The organism is Thalassospira xianhensis MCCC 1A02616 (assembly GCF_003326475.1).
Taxonomy (GTDB): domain Bacteria; phylum Pseudomonadota; class Alphaproteobacteria; order Rhodospirillales; family Thalassospiraceae; genus Thalassospira; species Thalassospira xianhensis.
Genome location: NZ_JPWA01000058.1, coordinates 1 through 14,985, shown reverse-complemented (window position 1 = coordinate 14,985; position 14,985 = coordinate 1). Strand labels below are relative to the sequence as shown.

At 56.5% G+C, this 14,985-nt stretch carries 13 protein-coding genes, 1 tRNA gene and 1 pseudogene; 10 read left to right on the top strand and 5 right to left on the bottom strand.

Features of this window, described 5'->3' with window-relative positions:
• Positions 1–185 (bottom strand): annotated as a pseudogene (locus tag TH5_RS24230) (uracil-DNA glycosylase); the annotation flags it as partial.
• 245 nt (positions 186–430) lie between these two features.
• Here TH5_RS24230 and TH5_RS24225 point away from each other — a divergent pair.
• On the top strand, positions 431–2,068 hold the full coding sequence (locus tag TH5_RS24225) for an electron transfer flavoprotein-ubiquinone oxidoreductase (protein ID WP_114124016.1): 1,638 nt from the start codon (positions 431–433) through the stop codon (positions 2,066–2,068).
• Positions 2,069–2,130: 62 nt separating this feature from the next.
• On the opposite strand, the gene TH5_RS24220 is transcribed toward TH5_RS24225, so the two are convergent.
• Both TH5_RS24220 and TH5_RS24215 read right to left on the bottom strand, forming a co-directional pair.
• Positions 2,131–3,660 carry an aldehyde dehydrogenase family protein gene (locus TH5_RS24220; protein ID WP_114124015.1) on the bottom strand — a complete coding sequence of 510 codons (1,530 nt, stop codon included), beginning with the start codon at positions 3,658–3,660 and terminating at the stop codon, positions 2,131–2,133.
• Complete coding sequence (locus TH5_RS24215) at positions 3,657–4,556, bottom strand: NAD(P)-dependent oxidoreductase (protein WP_244205025.1); 900 nt, start codon at positions 4,554–4,556, stop codon at positions 3,657–3,659. Before TH5_RS24215 ends, TH5_RS24220 begins: the two co-directional genes overlap by 4 nt.
• A 192-nt stretch (positions 4,557–4,748) precedes the next feature.
• Here TH5_RS24215 and TH5_RS24210 point away from each other — a divergent pair, with 192 nt between their 5' ends.
• From TH5_RS24210 to TH5_RS24175, 8 genes are all read left to right on the top strand, one after another.
• Complete coding sequence (locus TH5_RS24210) at positions 4,749–5,732, top strand: LysR family transcriptional regulator (protein ID WP_244205024.1); 984 nt, start codon at positions 4,749–4,751, stop codon at positions 5,730–5,732.
• Between the two features lie 220 nt (positions 5,733–5,952).
• On the top strand, positions 5,953–6,783 hold the full coding sequence (locus TH5_RS24205; RefSeq protein WP_114124013.1) for a DUF3100 domain-containing protein: 831 nt from the start codon (positions 5,953–5,955) through the stop codon (positions 6,781–6,783).
• Between the two features lie 2 nt (positions 6,784–6,785).
• Positions 6,786–7,274 carry a hypothetical protein gene (locus tag TH5_RS24200; RefSeq protein ID WP_110252516.1) on the top strand — a complete coding sequence of 163 codons (489 nt, stop codon included), beginning with the start codon at positions 6,786–6,788 and terminating at the stop codon, positions 7,272–7,274.
• A 105-nt stretch (positions 7,275–7,379) separates the two neighbouring features.
• Positions 7,380–8,564, top strand: a complete 1,185-nt coding sequence (locus TH5_RS24195; protein WP_114124019.1) for a M20 aminoacylase family protein — start codon at positions 7,380–7,382, stop codon at positions 8,562–8,564.
• 89 nt (positions 8,565–8,653) lie between these two features.
• The gene (locus TH5_RS24190) at positions 8,654–9,277 is read left to right on the top strand and encodes a DJ-1/PfpI family protein (RefSeq protein ID WP_114124012.1); all 624 of its coding nucleotides are present in this window, start codon (positions 8,654–8,656) and stop codon (positions 9,275–9,277) included.
• A 217-nt stretch (positions 9,278–9,494) separates the two neighbouring features.
• A complete protein-coding gene (locus TH5_RS24185; protein ID WP_167443658.1) occupies positions 9,495–11,210 on the top strand; it encodes a tetratricopeptide repeat protein in 1,716 nt (571 codons plus the stop codon).
• Between the two features lie 21 nt (positions 11,211–11,231).
• Positions 11,232–12,158, top strand: a complete 927-nt coding sequence (locus tag TH5_RS24180) for a 4-(cytidine 5'-diphospho)-2-C-methyl-D-erythritol kinase (protein ID WP_114124018.1) — start codon at positions 11,232–11,234, stop codon at positions 12,156–12,158.
• Positions 12,159–12,236: 78 nt separating this feature from the next.
• Positions 12,237–12,311, top strand: a tRNA-Gln gene (locus TH5_RS24175).
• A gap of 139 nt (positions 12,312–12,450) precedes the next feature.
• On the opposite strand, the gene TH5_RS24170 is transcribed toward TH5_RS24175, so the two are convergent.
• A complete protein-coding gene (locus TH5_RS24170) occupies positions 12,451–13,452 on the bottom strand; it encodes a hypothetical protein (protein ID WP_114124010.1) in 1,002 nt (333 codons plus the stop codon).
• A 102-nt stretch (positions 13,453–13,554) separates the two neighbouring features.
• Between TH5_RS24170 and TH5_RS24165 the strand changes: the two genes are divergently transcribed.
• A complete protein-coding gene (locus TH5_RS24165) occupies positions 13,555–14,226 on the top strand; it encodes a hypothetical protein (RefSeq protein ID WP_147250180.1) in 672 nt (223 codons plus the stop codon).
• 9 nt (positions 14,227–14,235) lie between these two features.
• Here the strand turns inward: TH5_RS24165 and TH5_RS24160 are convergent.
• A partial coding sequence (locus tag TH5_RS24160; protein ID WP_244205023.1) for a copper homeostasis protein CutC occupies positions 14,236–14,985 on the bottom strand: 750 nt, incomplete at its 5' end.

Sequence of the window (14,985 nt, the reverse complement as noted above, 5' to 3'; positions counted from 1 at the left end):
CCACCATTGGGCGGCAATGCTGCACGGCCCGGAAGGCCGGCCTGACGGCTCAGGCTTTCGGACGCCTTGAAACGGTCCAGCGGCTCGTCGGCAATTGCTTCGTCCGCGCCCATTTCAAACTGCCAGATCAATGCCTGCAGCGGGTCGAGGTTATTTACATCAAAATCTGTAATTGGTTTGCTCATCTACACAGGAACGGTGTATGTTGCGGCGCACTCGTTGGAATGGCGCATGGATTTAAATCGACTTTAACGATTTTGGATCACTTGCACCATATACAAACGCGGCTTAAATCGGTACACCTATACCGATTAACCAATGAATGTGAGAAATCAGGGCTTGGGCGAGACTCTGATCGGTGAATACCGGCTTGTGACCCATACGGACGGAAACAGTCCGAAACGGTCGGCAGCCAAAGGAGAGAGGCCATATGGAACGCGAATCCATGGAATTTGACGTGGTTGTCGTCGGTGCCGGTGTATCCGGTCTGTCGGCTGCCATTCGCTTGATGCAACTCGCCCAGGAACATGAAAAAGAAATCACCGTCTGTGTGGTGGAAAAAGGTTCCGAGGTCGGCGCGCATACGCTTTCCGGTGCGGTGATGGAACCGCGTTCGATGAACGAACTTTTCCCCGACTGGAAAGAACGCGGCGCACCGCTGAATGTCCCGGCTGGCAAGGACGAGTTCCTGATGCTGAGCGAAACCGGCGGCATCAAGCTCCCCACCCCGCCGCAGATGCATAACAAGGGCAACTATATCGTCAGCCTCGGCAATGTCTGCCGCTGGCTTGGCGAACAGGCCGAAGCCATGGGGATCGAAGTTTATCCCGGCTTTGCTGCCGCCGAAGTCCTGTTTAACGAAGACGGTTCGGTCAAGGGGATCGCCACCGGCGATATGGGCATCCAACGCGATGGCACACCCGGCCCGAACCACGAACCGGGCATGGAACTGCATGCGAAATACACCTTCTTTGCCGAAGGCTGCCGCGGCTCGCTGTCCGAACAGCTGATCAAAAAATTCGACCTTCGCAAGAATTCCGATCCGCAAACCTATGGCATCGGCATCAAGGAACTGTGGGAAGTCGACCCCGAAGTTCACGAAGAAGGCAAAATCACCCATACCACCGGCTGGCCGCTCGATAAAAACACCTATGGCGGGTCGTTCCTGTATCACCTGGATAACAATCAGGTGGTGGTCGGTTTTGTCATCGGGCTTGATTACGAAAACCCGCATCTGAGCCCGTTTGACGAATTCCAGCGTTTCAAAACCCACCCGAAAGTCCGCAAGATTTTCGAAAAGGGCCGCCGTATTTCTTACGGCGCGCGTGCGCTGAACGAAGGCGGTTTCCAGTCGATCCCCGATCTGGTCTTCCCCGGTGGCTGCCTGATCGGCTGTTCGGCCGGTTTCATGAATGTGCCGAAAATCAAGGGATCACACACCGCGATGAAGACCGGCATGCTCGCCGCCGAGGCCGCGTTCGAGGCGCTAACTGCCGAAACACCGCCCGCTTCGATGGAAAGCTACCCGGAAAAGCTTAAAAACAGCTGGGTCTATCCCGAACTGCACAAGGTCCGCAACATCCGCCCAAGCTTCGCCAAATGGGGCTACTGGGGCGGCATGGCCTATAGTGCGGTCGATACCTATCTGCTCGGTGGCAAAGCCCCCTGGACCTTCAAAAACCACGCCGACCATGCCTGCCTGAAACCGGCGGCCGACATGCCGAAAATCGACTATCCGAAACCGGATGGGAAAATCAGCTTCGACAAGCTGTCGTCGGTGTTCCTGTCAAACACCAACCACGAAGAAGACCAGCCGATCCATCTGACGCTCAAGGATGCAAGCGTGCCGGTCGACGTCAACCTTGCCGTCTATGACGGGCCCGAAGCCCGCTTCTGCCCGGCTGGCGTTTACGAATTTGTCGAGGACGAGGATAAAGGCGGCAAACGTCTGCAAATCAATGCGCAGAACTGCGTGCATTGCAAGACGTGTGACATCAAGGACCCGACCCAGAACATCGTCTGGGTGGTACCCGAAGGGGGCGGCGGCCCGAACTATCCCAATATGTAATGCTTTAAAAAAGGGCCGCATCATGCGGCCCTTTTTCGTGATCCTGATGATCGATATGCGCCCTATTCCGGGGCATAGCCAAATGCGGCGGGCGGATTGGCCGCTGTTTCGGTCCAGACACTTTTGGGCTGCATATATTCCATCAACCCTTCCTTGCCGCTGGATCGGCCATAGCCACTGGCACCAAATCCGCCAAAGGGCGACATGACATTGATCGTCTTGTAACTGTTGATCCAGAACGTCCCGGCCCGGACATTCGCCGCCATCCGGTGCGCCCGGTCCACCGATTGCGTCCAGACAGCCCCGGCCAGACCAAACTTGCTGTCATTGGCAATCGCAACCGCCTCGGCCTCATCTTCAAACGGGATGACCGAAACCACCGGACCAAAGATTTCCTCGCGCGCAATCGCCATGTCATTGCGCACATTGCCCAACACCGTCGGACGCAGGAAATAACCCTCCTCGCACCCATCCGGGCGAACGCCACCGGCCAGCAGTTCCGCGCCTTCTTTCTGGCCTGCTGCCACCAGTCGGCGCACCGTCTGATATTGCGCGTCATTGTTGATCGGGCCGATCTGGGTTGCGCTATCCATCGGATCACCGACCGGAATGCGATTGGCCCCATCGACCAGCATATCAAGGAAACGGTCAACCACATTTCGCTGCACCAGAAGACGCGATCCCGCGACACAGCTTTGCCCCGCGCCGCTAAAGATCGCGGCCTGCGCACCAATCACCGCACGTTTAAGGTCCGCATCACCAAACACGATATTGGCCGACTTGCCGCCAAGCTCCAGCACGCAGGGCACAATGTTCTGTGCGGCTTGGGCCGCAATGATCGCCCCTGTGCGCGGCGACCCAACGAAAACAACCTTGCGCGTCACATCATGGGTGGTCGCCGCAACCCCGGTCGTGGTGCCAAGCCCGGTCAGAACCGTAATCACCCCATCGGGCAAACCGGCCTTTTTGGACAAAACCCCAAGGACCAGCGAGGTTAACGGCGTCATTTCGGACGGCTTCAGAACCGCCGCATTGCCGGTGCAAAGGGCTGGGGCCAACTGCCACCCGGCGGTAAAGATCGGCGCATTCCACGGCGTAATCTGTGTCACCACGCCATAAGGTTCGGGACGGGTATAGTTCAGATGGCTGGTCGGAACCGGGATCACATCACCATGCAGCTTGTCGGCCCAACCGGCGTAATATTCAAACATCTCGGCAACTTTAAGCACCTCGACCTTTGTATCGCGGATCGGCTTGCCCGCGCTCATGGTTTCCAGCAACGCAAGCGCATCCAGATGATCACGCACCTGCTGCCCGATCCGCCACATGATCCGGCCACGTTCGGCTGCCGTCATGCCCCACCAGACTTTCTGTCCGGCACTCGCGGCTTGCATCGCCGCATCGACAACGTCCGCCCCGGCATCCTTAAGCGTCAAAAACGCCTTGCCGGTCGCCGGATCGGTCAGGTCGAACATATCACCGCGTCCGGGCATCATCGCCCCATTGACCCAGCTTCCGATCTCATCGCTGCCAAAAAACGGCACCATCGCCTTGTGATAGTCACGCGCCATCATTTTGGAATCACTGCTCATGATTTGGCTCCTTTTTCGGCAGGATCACATTCGGTGATACGGTTGAAATCGGCATTGTCAGACAGCAGTTCCTCACTCGCCGCCCAGATCTGCCCCGCCAGTTCCGAAACCGGCATCGCAACCTTCTTGTCCTTGGCCAACGCCATGGCAAGGCGCACGTCCTTTCGCATCAGTCCCATGGTAAAACCGCTGTCAAAGGCACCGTTCATCACCCATTTCGGATAATTGACCTCGCTGATCGCACTGCGGCCCGATCCGGCATTCAGGGCCGCAATCAGGTTTTCGGTGGTCACCCCGGCCGCATTGCCAAGCCGCACCGCCTCGCTCATGGTCAGAAGGTGGCTTGCCACCAGCATGTTATTGACGATCTTCACCGCATGGCCGGCCCCCACCGGCCCGACATGGGTAATCTTCCCGCCCAGCGAGCTTAGGACCGGCATCGCACGCGCCACATCGGCATCCCCGCCGCCAACCATCATGGTCAGATTGCCGCTATTGGCACCGGCCGGGCCGCCGCTGACCGGCGCATCAATCAGGATATGGCCCTGTGTCCGCAGGATCGCATCAAGTTCGCGGGTTACATCGGGTTCGGACGTGGTGGTATCAATCACAAGCCTTGGGTCAATATCACGTCCGCCAAGGCCCTCATCACCGCCAAGAACCTTGCGCACATGGTTTGCCGTCGGCAATGACAGGATGATCGTCGGGCACGCCTCAAACAATTCGGACAGGGCCGCGACAATCGTGACGCCCGATGCGGCGGCCTTGGCCTGACATTCCATCGAAACATCAAACCCGATGACCGAAAAGCCATCCCGCAACAGGGTGCGCGCCATGCCCAGCCCCATATTGCCAAGACCAACGACACCAATGGTGCCGGTTTCTGGATTACTCACGATAAATGCCTCTTTGCTTTCAGACAGCCGGGCTCAGCCGGTGAAGACACGCGCCTTCCCGTCACGGCACCAATGCGGTCCGATGTGATTTTTTGATTTTGCACCCCGACTTTCCGGTGGATACCCGGTGAACTCAAGATCAATTGCCGGAACATGTTGTTGCCGAAACAGCAACACATGTGGTCTGATTAGGTGATCAGCTTCACAAGCACCAAATATCCGCCACCCCAATCAGGCACCACCACCATGAAGATCGACGACAAGCCGCTGCGTTATTTCCTTGCCGTGTTCGAGGCCGGCTCCATCCGCACCGCGGCCGAAAACCTGCGCATCGCCCCATCCGCCATCAGCCGCCAGATCGCATCCCTCGAAGCCCATCTTGAAACGCTTCTGATGGAACGCACCAAACGCGGCATCATCTTCACGGAATCGGGCCATATGGTTGCCGCCCATGCCAGACGCCGCTTTGAAATGGACGAGGCCTTTTCGGTCGATCTGGCCGCCGCCCGCGGTGCCATCGCCGGAAAGGTGCGCATTGCAACGGGCGAAGGATTTGTCGTCGATCTGGTCAATCACGTTGTCCGCCCGCTTCGCGATGAATTCCCCGATATCCGCCTTGAAATCGACGTCGCGGGTACCGAAAAAATCACCCACGGCATCCTGCGCGATGATTACGATATGGGGCTTGTCTTCAACCCGCCGCGCAATCCCGATCTGGAACTTCTGGCCGAGGATCACGCACCGCTTTGCGCCCTTGTCCCGCCGGGATTTGATTTGGCGAAAAAGGAAACCTGTACGCTTTCCGATACGCTGAATTACCCGGCGGCTTTGCTGAACCCGCATTTTGGCGTTGCCAAGCTTCTGGCAAATGTCGATCACGGCAACCGGGTGGCGCGGGATGCGTTTCTGACCGCCGATTCGATCAATGTCGCCGTCCATTTCGTGCTATCGGGGGGCGGCATCACCTTTCTTCCGGCCTTTGCCGTATCGCGACAATTACGCAGGGGCGAGGTCGTGGCGATCCCCCTGACCGACCATTTTCTCGCCCGCGTTCCATCACATCTTCTGGTGCGCAAGGGACGCCCGAAAACCGCCGCCGTGCGGGCGGTTACCGGCATGATCCGCGACCGGATGGAGGCCTTCGGCTCCGCCTGGTATCCCGAAGAACACGAATAGCGTCAAAGCACCTGTTGCCGTTCCGGCAACAGAAGCATCCCAAAATGGCACTTGCTCCACCCCGGTCGAGTTTTCATTGTCGGACAAAATCCCCGGCGCCAAAAATGGCAAAATTGTGAAATCTGCCAATGCCGGGATACCGCAGGGATGATGCAACAGTCTGGCCTTTTTGACCGTGGCCATGGTTGCGTCGAACACGCCACGTCAAGGAGATTGGGAAATGAACGCGCTTCGGGGACAATTGGAGCTTTGGCGGCTCCACCTCGCCGTTATCGTACTCGGCGCCATCGCCGAACTGATCGGCATTCAGAAAATTCCGTTGGGCATCGGCGCGATCCTGCTGCTGCCGCTGCTTTATGCCTTCGTCATGGCGGCATTGATGAACCCCAATGTCATGCCGAAATTCGGAAAATTCATCCGCCAGAAGGAAGTCGCCGCCGCATCGCCGCTGATCGTGATTGCGATCATGCCGTTCATTGCGAAATTCGGCACCACCATCGGACCGGCAATCGAAACCATTATCGCAGCCGGCCCGGCCCTTCTGTTGCAGGAACTGGGCAACCTTGGCACCATCGTTCTGGCCTTCCCGCTTGCGGTCTGGGGCCTGAAAATGGGCCGCGAGGCCATTGGCGCAACCTTCTCGATTGCGCGTGAACCCAACCTTGCGATCATCGCCGACCGCTATACGCTCAAAAGCCCCGAGGGCACGGGTGTGATGGGCGTTTACGTGATCGGCACCCTGTTTGGGACTTTCATCTTTGCCATTCTGGCATCGCTGTTCGCCAGTGCGGATGTCTTTGATCCGCGCGCCCTTGCCATGGCCTGTGGCATCGGCAGTGGTTCGATGATGGCGGCCTGCACCGGCGCACTGACCGAAGTCATTCCGTCCATGAAGGACGAAATCCTTGCCCTTGCGGGTGCCAGCAACCTTCTGACCTATGCGACCGGGCTTTATGCCGGCCTGTTCATCGCCCTTCCGATTGTTGAAAAACTCTACAACGCGACCGCTGGCAAGAACGACATCGCCACCGCAAACAAGAAGGAGGCCTGATCATGTCCGAGAACGCAATTGCAATGGAACGTACCCGTCCGAACATTGATCTGACAGATCACGCCGTCACCCTTGTCATCGTCTGCCTTGTCGGGCTGGTGATGAATACCGTCGGCCCGGCCATCCCGCTTGCCGATGGCTTTGTCGGCATGGTGGTGATTTATCTGATCACCATGGTCGGCCTGCTTCTGACCCGCTTTGCACCGTTCTATCTGCCTAGTGTCGCATGGATTTCGCTGGTCGGTATCCTCGCGACCCTGCCCTGGACCCCGGGTTCGGAATGGATCGTTGCTCAGGCCAAATCGGTCAACTTCCTGGCCCTTGCCACTCCGGCCCTTGCCTATGCCGGTTTTGCGATTGCCAAAAAGGAAATCGAAGTCGCCAAGCATTCCGGCTGGAAACTGGCACTGGTTGCCTGCCTTGTCTTCCTTGGCACCTATGCCGGTTCGGTTCTGGTGGCCGAACTGATCCTGCGCCTGCAAGGTGCCTGATCACACACCATATCAACGGGGGCGATAACGTCCCCGTTTATCGCGGGGCTCTGACGCCCACGATAAGACCCCCGCTGTTTATATGACACACGACAGAGTATGCAGATGACAGTCTCCGCTTCCTCCCTTCATCCTCGTGCCACCCAACTCGTTGATGAATTTACGGCCTGGCGACATCATCTGCATGCTCACCCCGAAACCGCGTTCGAGGAAAAGCTGACCAGCGCCTTCGTCGCGGAAAAGCTGCAATCCTTCGGGCTGGAGGTCAAAACCGGCATCGCCAGAACCGGCGTGGTCGCCACCCTTCAGGGCAAAGGCGGACCCGGAAAACGTATTGGCCTTCGTGCTGACATGGATGCGCTTGATATCCACGAAACCACCAATCTGCCCTATGCCTCGAAACATCCGGGAAAAATGCATGCCTGCGGCCATGATGGTCATATGACCATGCTGCTTGGTGCGGCCAAAATTCTCGCTGAAAATCCCGATTTCACCGGCACGGTCGATTTCATTTTTCAGCCTGCCGAAGAAAACGAAGGCGGCGGGCGCGAAATGGTCGAAGAAGGCCTGTTTGACAGCCACCCCGCCGATGCTGTCTATGGCATGCATAACTGGCCCGGCCGCGATGTCGGCACCATGGCGATGAAGCCAGGTCCCATGATGGCCAGCTACGATATCTTTGAAATCGCCATTGAGGGTCGCGGCTGCCATGCCGCCATGCCCCATCTTGGCCGAGATCCGATTACCGCTGCCGGTCAGGTACTTCTTGCCCTGCAAACCATTCCGGCGCGCAATGTCAATCCGCTGCAAAGTGCGGTGATCTCTCCGACCCAGATTTTCGCGGGCGACACATGGAATGTCATCCCCGATACCGCCACCATCCGCGGTACGGTCCGCACCTTCGCACCCGATATTCAGGATCTGGTCGAAGACCGGCTTAAAACCGTTGCCGATGCCACCGCGCGCGCATTCGATTGCACCGCGCGCGTCATGTATCAGCGCCGCTATCCCGCCACGATCAACAGCGAAGCCGAAACCGCCATTGCCTTTGCCGCCGCCTCACGCGTCGTCGGCGCAGATCAGATCGACCAGAACCCGGAACCCTCCATGGCAAGCGAGGATTTCGCCTTCATGCTCAATGCAAAACCCGGAAGCTACGTCTGGCTTGGCAACGGCCCGACCGATGGCAACTGCCTTCTGCATAACGCCGCCTATGATTTCAATGACGATGCCATCCCCTATGGTGTGAGTTACTGGATATCGCTGGTCGAGGAATGCCTGTCAGTGTGATTTTCTGACCGAAATCTCGCATTTTTCTTGTCTAAGTCACAATCTGCGCGTTCAATGTCCGCCCTTTTTTGACTGGCGATGGATGTGTGATGGAAATCGCGATTGTAACGCTTGATGGTTTTAACGAGCTCGACAGCTTTGTCGCCCTATCGATCCTGAACCGGGCCAAGGGCAATGGCATTCGTGCTGTCATTACCGGGCCCGGCCCATCCGTAACCTCGATGAACGGGGTCGAAGTCAGGATACAGGAACCGTTATCCTTCACCGCCACCGCCGATGTCGTCCTGTTTGGCAGCGGCATCCACACCCGCGATCATATCAATGATCCCGACCTGATGGCGCAAATCCACCTTGATCCGTCGCGTCAGATGATCGGTGCGCAATGTTCGGGGGTTCTGTTCCTGCACAAACTGGGCCTTCTGCCCGCGACCATCACGACCGATACCCAAACCCGGTCCCTTCTGGCGCGTACCGACACGGTCCTTGAAGACCGCCCGCTGGTCGCACAGGGCAATATCGTCACCAGTGGCGGCTGCCTGTCGTCACAATATCTGGCGGGATGGGTTCTGGCGCGTGCGCTTGGCACCGGCAGGGCGATGTCGATTCTGGAATATGTCGCCCCGGTCGGCCAAAAATCGCAGTTTGGCAAACAGGCCCGCGACATCATCGTGCCGCAGCTTGATGTTCCGGCCAAACGCCCGCTTTACTGCTAGGCGCATCACATCACGACAACGTTTATGACCGCGACACAACCACCTGTGGGAAGTTGCCGCACAATCACGTATGCTGCGCCCGGTAGATATCAAGCTGAATGGCAAATGCTTTGCCTTATATTTGCCGACTAGTTAGGGTTAGCTCAACAAAAGTTAGTGGCCCGCATTGAAGGCAAAAAATGCGGCCGGTTGCGAATTGCAGACGCAGGACAAGTTTTTGAAACGCCATCTGTTAAACATCGTCATTCCGATGACGGCTCTTGCCCTTTCGGCCTGTGGCACCATGCCCCAACGCGCTGATCGTGCCGAGTTCGATTATCCGCAAAGCAACAGCTTCTCGGGCAACTTCCTCGCCGGCAAGGCGGCCCAGATTGAAAACCGCACGGATTATGCCGCGCGCTATCTGTTGCGTGCCTATGAAATCGACCCGGGCAATGATGATCTGCGCCGCCGCGCCTTTCTGGCTCTGATCGCCGAGGGCCGCATTGCCGATGCCGAACCGGTCGCGCGCGTGCTCGTCGATGAAAACCCCGAAGACCTGTTTGCCGTGATGGCCGTCATGGATGCCGAAATCCGCAATCAGGATTATCAGGCCGCCCTTGATGCCGTATCAACCCTGCCGCAACGCGGGATCACGGCCCTGATCGTGCCGCTCGCCAAGGCATGGATTTATACCGGCCTTGATCAGCCGCAAAACGCCATGGCCGCCCTGAACGAATTGCAGGGCAACGGGTCGCTCAATCCGCTGTCGGAATATCATCGCGGTCTGATCCTTGCCTATTTCAATGACCTGAACGCCGCCGAAGTCGCCCTCGCCAGCGCCTATGGCGATCCCGCCGATGCACCGCTCCGCGCGGCCGAGGCATTGGGGTCCGTCTATGAACGCAAAGGACAGACGCAAAAGGCATCGCTTTTGTATGAAAGCTATATGGATCGCCATCCGCAGTCCCTTGCGATGCCCTATCACCTTGACCGTCTGGCAAAGGGGGAGCCCCCCACCAGCGTCATCCTGACCCCGGCATCGGGTCTGGCGGAGGCCTATCTTGATATCGCGACCCTGCTCAGTCAGGAAAACGCGGTTGATCCGGCCCTGCTCATGGCGCGCTATTCGCTGTCGCTGCGCCCCGGTGATGACATTACCCGCCTTCTGGTCGGCGAGATCATGGAAATCCAGAAACGCTTTGACGCAGCCGTCATTGTGTATGAATCGATCCCCAAAGACTCACCACATAGCTGGAACGCGCGCCTGCGTGCTGCGGCAAGCTATGAACAGCTTGGCAAAACCGACGATGCGATTGCCCTGCTCGAAACCATGGTCAATGAACGCAGCGACCGTCCCGATGCCCTGATCCAGCTTGGCGATATCCTGCGCATCGATCAGGACTTTGCTGGTGCGGCCAATGCCTACGACCGAGCGATTGAACGTCTGGGCGGGGCCGATACTGTCGGCTGGCGTCTGCTTTATCGTCGCGGCATTGCCTTTGAACGTGCCGGAAACTGGACCCGGGCCGAGGCCGACTTCCTCAAGGCCCTCGAACTTGAACCCGATCAACCCTATGTCATGAACTATCTTGGCTATAGCTGGGTCGATATGGGCAAAAACTTCGATCAAGCCGAAGACATGCTCAAACGTGCCGTCGAACTGCAACCTGACGACGGTTACATCATCGATAGTCTCGGTTGGGTCTATTACAAGCTCGGCCGCTATGACGATGCCGTCGAACAGCTTGAAAAGGCGGTTGAACTCAAACCCGATGATCCGACCATCAACGATCATCTGGGCGATGCCTACTGGCAGATCGGTCGCTTCCACGAAGCCCGCTTCCAGTGGCACCGCGCGCTTTCGTTCAACCCGACTGAAGAACTGCGTGCGGATGTCGAAGCCAAGCTTGACGGCAAAACACCCCATGTTGGCGCGGTTGCCGCAAACTGATTGATCGGGGATATCGGGCATATGTCTTCGACCCATACCGAACCGGCCCCGGCCAAGCTGAACCTGTTCCTGCATGTCACCGGCAAGCGCGACGATGGCTATCACCTGCTTGATAGCCTCGTCTGCTTTGCCGATTGCGGCGATGTGATCACCGCAACCGCGCGCGATGATGCCGAACTGACCCTGTCGATCACCGGCCCGATGGCAGGTGTCCTTGCCACCGGCAATATCGAAGACAACCTGATCCTCCGTGCCGCTCGCCTGCTTCGGGCAGAGGCGAATGTGACGCAGGGTGCCGACCTGACACTTGAAAAAAACCTGCCCGTCGCATCTGGCATCGGCGGCGGATCGGCGGATGCCGCCGCCGCCCTTCGCGTGCTCTGCCGGGTCTGGCAGCTTGATATCCCGACCACAGAACTTGAAAAACTCGCCCTTAAACTCGGTGCCGATGTGCCGGTTTGTTTGCATGGCAAGACCGTTTTGATGCAGGGGATCGGTGAAAAACTGATCGATCTGCCGGAATTGCCCAACCTGTCGCTGGTGCTGGTCAATCCGGGCAAGGCGGTTTCAACGCCCGAAATATTTGCCGCGCGCGATGCCGGTTTCACCGAAGAAAACCTTTGGGATCGCACGGCACGGTTTAACAGCGGGGCATCACTTGCCGCCGCCCTTCAGGACTGCCGCAACGACCTGACCCTTCCGGCATCGGGCATTTTGCCCGAAATCTGTGACGTGCTCAATGCGCTGGCCCGCGAAGACGGCTGTTTGCTTGCCCGCATGTCAGGCAGCGGGGCGACCTGCTTTGCGATTTACGACACCGAAAATCAGGCGGAACGTGCCGCCCACGCGATTGCCGAAAGCCAGCCCGACTGGTGGGTACAGGCCACCGGAATTCAAACGACCGAGGATCGCGCACGCGCACAAATCGGCGCATCCTTCCCGGCCTAAATCCCCGGCAAAAAAAGGTTCAAATAGAGGGTTGCACTCCGGCGCGGGGAACGCTATTTTCCGCGCCACACACGCTGATGGGGCGTGGCCAAGTGGTAAGGCATCGGTTTTTGGTATCGTGTACCGTAGGTTCGAATCCTACCGCCCCAGCCAAGACAAACCGCTTTGAGGTTTTCCTCAAAGCGGTTTTCTTTTTTCTGGTGATTGTGTTGGACAGAATACGTTAATGGTACTCATTTGGCTTGAAACTGAATCACGAACATTCACCCTAGGTGGCTTCGTACTTGAGCATCTAATCAGACCTAAACCTTAAGCTCCATTGCTCCTTAATCAATTTCTCAACAGAACTGGAAGATGGGTCCCTTATGAATATCTTGTGACCGGGCATGATTGCTTCCGGAAATTGAATCGTCTCGGAGAGAGCTTGCGAAAACGAATTACAAATTCCGATTGTGTTCTGAATTATAAATGATAGCCAAGCTCTCAGCGAGACACCCTCTGCTAACAGAAATGCATTTTCTGGCCATTCGAATACGTGAAATGGTTTTTCATTTGGTTTGACACAAAACCCCGTGTCCGTAACCAAAACAGATTTGCTTGCAGATAAACCATGCAAAATTTCTGTGCGAGCATGCCGCACATACTCAAAGAACTCAGCCGAGGCTTCATACGTTTGCGCTAGTTTATCTGGAATAACATACTTTCTTGTAATCTGCTCAGAATCTTGACGAGTGTTGTTTTTAAATATCACCTTTTGAAAAGATTTCTCTGGAAGTTTGTTTTGCTTCCTAATTTTCTCCTGTTCTTCGTCTAAAAGTTCCACAGTGTTATTCCAAAGCCAAGACACGTACTGCTGCAGCAAGTCAAAGACCGACCGAGATACGGTAAGCACAAACTCAATTTCTGACTGCACAAAAGATGAAATGATAAGAGGGTCGATTGCCTGACGAGCATCGAAAAAATGGTCGAGCTTTGCAACTGAGGCACACAAAAGATGAAAATCATTTTCGAGCGCAATCAAATGAGGACATACTTCCGGCCAACTGGCACGCTGCCAACCAAATTCAAGAAACGGAAGAAGCAAATCATGCGGCTTAGCAGGTTGCTTTCCTGCATAAAGTGAATGGGCCGCATCGACCATCCGTCCTCTCATGAGTTTTCCACCGCCAACGTCGAACCACAAGTGCCACTCCTCGTTTTCCCACAGGGGCATCAGGTTTAATTTTCGCCTTTGAAGTTGCCGCAGGTTCAGGTGGTTCAGTTCTGACAGGCAGAACTTCTGCCCATAATCCATTGCTTTGATCCTTTTAGAGTTTGTCTCATGATCACACGCAAGCTGGCACAATTCACCCTGATTTACATATGTTGTTGCCTCATTCCAAAAGGACCTTTTGTCATGAACAAACTGATATCTAATGCGGTAACAAACATTCTATCTTTCTTTGACTTAAGCGGCTCCAGCTTAATCGGCTCTGCTGCAGGAGATGCATTTTTAAGAGTCATGAATAAAAGAATATCTGCGGCCCGAGATGTCCTCCTTGAGGAACTAGAGAACGGAAAAGTACTGCCAAACACAGTAATTGACGAAGATGAATGTGTTGCAGTTACTTACCGATATAGCCGAGCAGCGATGGAGGGTACAGCTCGCCTCAATTTAAGACTTCTTACCAAAAGTCTCATAGGTGACCTAAATGAGTCCCGGTTATCGGCAGACCGTTTCCTCTACTATGCAGATGTCATTTCTTCACTTACCCGTGCTGAAATACACCTTATCGCCGCCCTCCTCAAAGCAAGAGCAACAACTACAGAGGATCAATACTATAGTGTTGCCCATGCAAGCACCGCTTACGAACAAGCTTTCAATCTTCTGGTCCCGCACGTCTTCCGAGACGGCCTAGAACTAAAGGTCTCTGCTGCAGCTTTAACACGCCACGGACTTGTTTTCTCTTACGGCGGTATCGGTGGGGGAACAACTTATGGCCTTTCCCCGCTAGTTGACGAATTTATGTCGCTAGCTGAATTCGAAGACGCTCTTAGAAAAGAAGGCATAAAAGCTTCCGGCGACTAATATCCCGTTTCAAAACCCCGCCATCACCACCTTAAGCCGCCGCACAATATCCCCATCGGTCTCCACCCGTCCGGCGGCGTAACCGTCCCCCACCGGGTTCGCTTTCTTACACGATGCATGCAGTTCCGCCGCCCCGGTTGTGCGCAGCAATTTTGCCGCATTTTCCGGCGTGATGCCCGATCCGGGCAGGATCGTGATCCGCCCGTCTGCCTGCGTGATCAGGCGCGCAATCATGTCGGCACCCTGTTCGGCGGTTGGCTGCTGGCCTGATGTCAGGATGCGGTCAAAGCCAAGGTCGATGGCACCTTCAAGCGCGTCAAACGGATCGGGCACCGCGTCAAACACCCGATGCAATGTCGCCCCAAGCCCGCCCGCCACGGACAGAAGATCGGCCAGCATGTCTCGATCAAGCCGCCCGTCCGGCATCGCCGCCCCAATCACGATCCCCTCTGCCCCGTGGTCACGGGCAAGGGCGATGTCATGTTTCATCATCTCCACGTCAGCCGGGCCATAGATGAAATCGCCGGGTCGTGGCCGGATCATCACCTGGCAGGGTACGGGAATATCGCGCAAATGGGCCAGTGCCCCGGCACTTGGCGTCACCCCGCCGACCGCAAGGGCGGCGCAATATTCAATGCGATCCGCCCCGGCGCGTACGGCCACCATCGCATCGTCAAAACTTTCAACACAGATTTCCAGAAGCGGTTGTGTTGCGGTCATCATACGCCCGCCCCGCCATCGAGAAGATGCAGCATCGCC